The organism is Lutibacter sp. (assembly GCF_040883305.1).
Taxonomy (GTDB): domain Bacteria; phylum Bacteroidota; class Bacteroidia; order Flavobacteriales; family Flavobacteriaceae; genus Lutibacter.
In genome coordinates, this window is record NZ_JBFLKT010000395.1 from 1 (window position 1) to 6340 (window position 6340).

General features: G+C 29.9%; 4 protein-coding genes. 3 read left to right on the forward strand and 1 reads right to left on the reverse strand.

Going from position 1 to position 6340, the window contains the following annotated elements; genetic code table 11:
* Positions 1-2 precede the first annotated feature (2 nt).
* The gene (locus tag AB1Z17_RS12630; protein ID WP_368052142.1) at positions 3-3029 is read right to left on the reverse strand and encodes an aminotransferase class III-fold pyridoxal phosphate-dependent enzyme; all 3027 of its coding nucleotides are present in this window, start codon (positions 3027-3029) and stop codon (positions 3-5) included.
* Between the two features lie 152 nt (positions 3030-3181).
* Here AB1Z17_RS12630 and AB1Z17_RS12635 point away from each other — a divergent pair, with 152 nt between their 5' ends.
* The 3 genes from AB1Z17_RS12635 to AB1Z17_RS12645 all read left to right on the forward strand — a co-directional run.
* Positions 3182-4498, forward strand: a complete 1317-nt coding sequence (locus tag AB1Z17_RS12635) for a S28 family serine protease (protein ID WP_368052143.1) — start codon at positions 3182-3184, stop codon at positions 4496-4498.
* A gap of 117 nt (positions 4499-4615) precedes the next feature.
* Positions 4616-5728, forward strand: a complete 1113-nt coding sequence (locus AB1Z17_RS12640; protein ID WP_368052144.1) for a DegT/DnrJ/EryC1/StrS family aminotransferase — start codon at positions 4616-4618, stop codon at positions 5726-5728.
* Position 5729: 1 nt separating this feature from the next.
* The coding region (locus tag AB1Z17_RS12645) for a nucleoside-diphosphate sugar epimerase/dehydratase (protein WP_368052145.1) at positions 5730-6340 on the forward strand (611 nt) is incomplete at its 3' end.

Sequence of the window (6340 nt, forward strand, 5' to 3'; positions counted from 1 at the left end):
ATTTAAAACGCACGCATAAAATCTTCTGCAAGTATTTTTCGTAAATAAAATAGTAATTCTTTAGCATTTTCTTTTGAAAAAATAATAGGGGGTTTTATTTTTAAAACATTATAGTTTGGACCATCAACACTCATTAGAATTTTGTGATCTTTCATTCTATTTGCTAAATACTTGGTTTGTTCGGCTACTGGTTTTAAATTACTATCAACCAATTCAATTCCTAAGAATAATCCTTGCCCGCGAACATCACCAATAATTGGAAAATCTTTAGCAAGTAGTTTCAATTCATTTTTTAAAAATTCACCAATTTTTAATGCGTTTTCTTGAAGTTTTTCTCGTTTTACCGTTTTTATTACTTCTGTAGCAATTGCACATGAAACCGGATTTCCGCCAAACGTATTAAAATATTCCATTCCATTTGCAAATTTATCAGCAATTTCTTGGGTACAAGCCACTGCAGCAATTGGATGTCCGTTTCCTAATGGTTTTCCAATAGTTAGAATATCTGGAACCACATTATGTAATTGAAAACCCCAAAATGATTTTCCCATTCTTCCACAACCTGTTTGCACTTCATCTGAAATACATACACCACCATTTTTTCTAATTACTTTGTAAGATTGTGCTAAAAACCCATCGGGTAATTCAATTTGCCCACCACAACTTATAATTGGTTCAATAATAAATGCACATACGTTTCTACCTTTATTATGAATATTTTCAATACACTTTTCAACTTCATTAGCATATAATTTTCCCGAATTATTACCAGTGTATTTTCCTCTAAAAGTATCTGGTATTGGAAAAATATGAGTATTTTCTGGTGCGCCATTTCCACCTTTTCCATCAAATTTATAAGAACTGATAGCTACACACATATTTGTGTTACCGTGGTACCCGACTTCTGAAGCAATAATATCATTTTCTCCTGTGGCGGCTTTCGCCATTCTAATAGCTAGTTCATTGGCTTCGCTACCAGAATTCACAAAATGTAGTACGTTTAATTCAGGAGGTAAGGTTTTTAGTAATTCGTTGGTAAGTTCATTTATGTTTTCGTGTAAATAGCGCGAATTTGTGTTTATCAATGCCATTTGTTGCTGACCAGCTTTTACTACCGAAAAGTGTTCGTGACCAACATGCGCTACATTATTTACCGTATCTAAATATTTTGTACCATTTGCATCCATTAAATATGCTCCAGCTCCTCGAACCATTTTTATGGGAGTTTTATATTGCAGACTTAAACTTTTTCCTAAATGTTGTTTTCTAAAATTAATTAATTCAACATTTGTAGTCGTTTTTTTAATTTGAAGACCAGTTGTTTTAAACAATAAATTAGGATTAGGACAAATGCTTTTCCAAACATCAATTTCATTAAAATTTACAACTCCTGGAAAATCATTTTTAAAATCTAAAAGAGAAAGTAAAATTTGAAAATGTAAATGCGGTACCCAACCGCCATTTTCTTTTCTATTTCCTAAATAACCAATACAATCGTCTTTTTTAATGGTATCTCCAATTTTTTTATTGCTAACACTTTCAATATTTAAATGTCCGTATAACGTATAAAATTCAAGATTCTGAATTGTGTGTTTTAAAATTAAGAGTCCCCCATATAATTTATTTCCAGCATTGTTATAACAAACAACTACCTCACCATTAAACAATGCATGAACAGGAGTTTGGGCAGGTAACCAAAAATCGACTCCTAAATGGAAGGTTCTGCTTTCTTTTCCATTATTTCCAATGGTGTCAAAATCTGTTGAGGTGTAAAGTGGACGCGGCTCTAAATAGCCACCTGCAATTATTTGTGAAGGATTTTTAACTTGTAATTTGTTGATTTTATATTCAAATAAATCTAAATCGTTAAAATCTTCTTGATGTCCTATCCAAATACTGGAAACACTTAAATCTAATGGTTGAATTTCATTTTTTTGAATTGTTGGAAATAAATCTGTTAGTTGAAAATTAGTTGTAGAAACCCAATTATTAAACTTTTCTTCATTTGGATGTGCCGTATAACCACATACATTTCTAAAACTGTATAGCGCGAATTCAGAAGAAATATTTTTCCATTTTTTTAAAGTTTCCCTAACGGGTTTTTCGCTTATGAGTAAATATTCGTTATCTGGTTCTTTTATTTTATTAATTGCAGATTTTGTTATTGAAATAATTAAACGCATTGCCACAGCAGTATATAAATGTTCTAATTCAGCTTCCTTTAAAGGAAAAGAATTATGGTACCCTTTTACAATTGGCAAGGCTGCTGCTAACGGATTGTTGTAGTTTATAGTTGTGTACAGTGCAATTGCTACATCATTAATTATTTGTGTATTTATGGCATCACCAAAATCAATTATTGCTTCAACTTTTGGGTCAATTAAATTTTTTGAAACAATTATATTTTGGTCGTTTGCATCATTATGAACTACCGATTTTCTCAATTTTGAATAAGATTCTAGATTATTTTCGAATTGATTTTGAAAGTGAGAAATAATTGCTGCTTCTTCAGAGATGAATAAATTTAAATGTTTTTTTGTCCAAAGCGATTGTGCAATATCCCATTCAAAATTTCGTATTGCTTTTGGGTGCTCAAACCCTTGGAGTACTTTAGTTAACAAACCACATTTATTTCCTAAACTAACACGTAAATTGTCCAATTGCGGAGAAACCGAACTCCAAATACGCCCAGAAACCCAAGTGAGTAAGCGCACTTTTCTAGCGTTTCCATGAGCATCTTTTATTTCTGAAATTGATTTTTTTTGAACATTGTTTATTACTCTAGGTGAAATTAAATTAGCATCTCCTTTTTCAATATATTTTAATAACTTTTGTTGAAAATCGATGTACTCTAAATCTTCGTTGGGTCTTGAAATCTTTAAAATATAACTAGTTGAATTATCAATTTTAATTCTGAAGTTAAAATCTAATTCTCCTGGAAGTTTAGTCGCTTTTCCTTTTAAATTATACATCTTAAAAAGTATATTTTCAGCTTCAGTTGTAGTTATTTTAATGCTATTGAAATTCATTGTTAGTTAGTGTTTTTTAAATTAGGATAAACTAAATTATTCAAAATTTGTGTGAATATAATTCATATTTTTGTTAAAATATCAAATATTAGTTGAAGTTAGAATGTCTAATGCTTTTTTAGTGCCTAACTTTAAATCTTTAAAAACATTTCATGAAAAATATTAAATCCCTATTTTTATTTATTGCTCTTAGTACAATTATTGTTAGTTGCAGAGTTCGTTTAGAACCTGTTGAAATTTTAACATTTCAGCAGAAAATCGAGAAGTTATTTCCAAATGCTGAGGTTACTAAAATGGAATTAACAGACCATTTTACAAAAGCTTATCAAATAGTTTTAGAACAACCGTTAGATCATAAAAATTTAGCTGCAGGAACATTTAGACATTATTTTTATTTGTCGCATGTAGATGAATCCAAACCTACTATTTTTATAACCGAAGGATATAACGCAACTCCAAGAACGTATGAATTAAGTAAAATATTTAAGGGAAATCAGGTGCAGGTAGAATATCGTTTTTATGGAAAATCGCGTCCAGATTCCATTCCTTGGCAGTATTTAAAAAATGATTTAGCTATTGAAGATTATCATAAAATAATTACAAAATTAAAAAGATTATATACAGGTAAATGGATTTCAACAGGAATTAGCAAAGGTGGTGAAACAGTTTTAATTCATAAAAGTAAATATCCTTGGGATGTTGATGTTGCCGTGCCTTATGTAGCCCCTTTAATAGATACTCAGGAAGATATAAGAACTGAAAACCATATTAATACGATTGGAACAGATGAATGTAGGGCTAAAATTGTTGCATTTCAACGTGAGGTTTTAAAAAATAGAGATTCAGTTTTAGTTGAAATTTCAAAGTATGCGCGTGAAAAAGAAATGAGTTTTACAGAATTATCTACTGAAGAAGCTTTAGAATATAGTGTATTAGAATTTCCATTTTCGTTTTGGCAATGGGGAGGAAGTTGTGAAGAAATTCCTGATGAAAATGCCTCAGCAAAATTGTTGTTTGGCTATATAAATAAAATTGTTGGAATCAGTTTTTATAATGATAAAACCTATTACGATTTGTTACCATCTTATTACCAGCATTCAACGGAATTAGGGTATTATGGTTTTGATACCACACCTGTGAAAGATTTATTGCAAGTAGTTCATAACCCTACAAATTTACGTTTTGCACCAAAAAATGTCGATTTAACATACAATCCAAATTATATAAAAGAGGTACGGGACTTTGTTGAAAATAAAGGAAAAAAGATTCTTTATATTTATGGAGAATATGATACTTGGGGTGCTTGTGCACCAATTCCTAAACCGCATGTAGACGCTTTAAAAATGGTTTTAAAAAAAGGCTCACATAAAACAAGAATTAAAGATTTTTCTAAACAAGACCAACAATTATTGTACGATAAATTACAAAACTGGTTGGGTTATAGTGTTACAATATATCCTTTGGAATAATTAAAAAAGGTCGATTAAATTGTTAAAAACAAATTGTTTTATCCACAATATTAAATACAATTCTGAGGTTATAAAATAAATACTGTAATTTTGTGTTCTGAAAGGAAGAAAAAGATAATGAAAAATAAAATTTGGCTATCATCTCCACATATGGGTGGTAGTGAACAAAAATATGTGCAAGAAGCATTTGACACAAATTGGGTTGCTCCTTTAGGTCCAAATGTTAATGAGTTTGAAAATAGTTTAGAGAATTATTTAAATAAAGATTCACACGTAGCAGCTTTGAGTTCTGGTACTGCGGCAATACATTTAGCCTTAATTTTATTAGGAGTTTCTAAGGGAGACGAGGTGCTTTGTCAGAGTTTTACATTTTCTGCATCGGCAAATCCAATTGTTTATCAAGGGGCAACCCCTGTTTTTATTGATAGTGAAATGGAAACTTGGAATATGTGTCCAGAGCAATTAGAAATTGCTATTTTGCACAGACTAAAACACGGAAAAAAACCAAAAGCAATTATTGCAGTTCATTTGTACGGTATGCCATACAATGTTGCTAAAATTAGTGAGTTGAGTAAAAAATATGAAATTCCAATTATTGAAGATAGTGCAGAAGCTTTAGGAAGCAGTGTGAACAATAGAAAATGCGGAACTTTTGGAGATCTTTCAATTTTATCATTTAATGGAAATAAAATAATTACAACCTCAGGTGGAGGTGCATTAATTAGTAAAAACAAAAAAGATAAAGAAGAAGTAATTTTTTTAGCAACACAAGCTAGAGATAACGCACCCCATTACCAGCATTCACAAATAGGTTACAACTATAGAATGTCTAATATTGTTGCTGGGATTGGAAGAGGGCAATTAGAAGTTTTGGAGAATAGAGTAGTGGCAAGAAGATCTAATTTTGATTTTTATAAAGTGAATACTAAAAATTCAGATTTCAAATTTTTAGAAGAGCCTAACGGGTGTTATTCAAATAGATGGTTATCTTGCATTTTAACGCCATCATTTAAAATAAGAGAAAAAATTAGACTATCTTTCGAGAAAGAAAATATTGAATCTAGACCATTGTGGAAACCAATGCATTTACAACCAATATTTAAAAATTGCTTAAGCTTTTTAAATGGAAATTCTGAGCAATTATTTAATACAGGTTTATGCTTGCCAAGTGGTTCTAATATTACTAAAAATGAATTGCATAGGATTGTTGGGGTTCTAAACTATTTTTAGTATGATAAGTAATGTATTTAAAGAACTGTTAAAAAGAAACACACCTAGGTGGTTTGTATTAATTATCGATATTTATATTGTTGTTAATACATTTATTTTATCTTATTTAATACGATTTAATTTTAGTTTTAATTTTGACACCTCGAAGTTTATTTTACAACTTCCAGTAGTTGTTATTGCTGCGCTAATAAGTTTTTTAATGGTAGGTTCTTATAAAGGAGTTATAAGGCATACAGGCGTTAGAGACTCCATTAATGTAATACTTTCCAGTTTTATAATTTTTGGATTATTGATTGCAGTTGTAATGTTAAATCATCAATTTAAATTAATCCCAGAATTTACAATTCCAAAATCTATTATTGCAATTCATTTTTTATTAAATGTAATTACTCTAATTGTTATTAGGTTTTTATACAAAGAATTGTATACACTTTTAATCTCAGGCTCTTCAATAGAGAAAAGGGTTTTAATTTATGGTGCTGGGGAAGCCGGAATGTTAGTACATTCGTTATTAAAAGATGATAAAACTAATAGAATTCAAATAGTTGGATTTATTGATGATGATAAAAGAAAAGCAGGAAATAAATTAAATGGAATACGCATTTACAATTC

What these genes read in the sequence shown, in the direction of transcription:
- AB1Z17_RS12635 (WP_368052143.1), top strand. Translation starts at nt 3,182, where the DNA reads ATGAAAAATATTAAATCCCTATTTTTATTTATTGCTCTTAGTACAATT.
- AB1Z17_RS12630 (WP_368052142.1), bottom strand. Translation starts at nt 3,029, where the DNA reads ATGAATTTCAATAGCATTAAAATAACTACAACTGAAGCTGAAAATATA.
- AB1Z17_RS12640 (WP_368052144.1), top strand. Translation starts at nt 4,616, where the DNA reads ATGAAAAATAAAATTTGGCTATCATCTCCACATATGGGTGGTAGTGAA.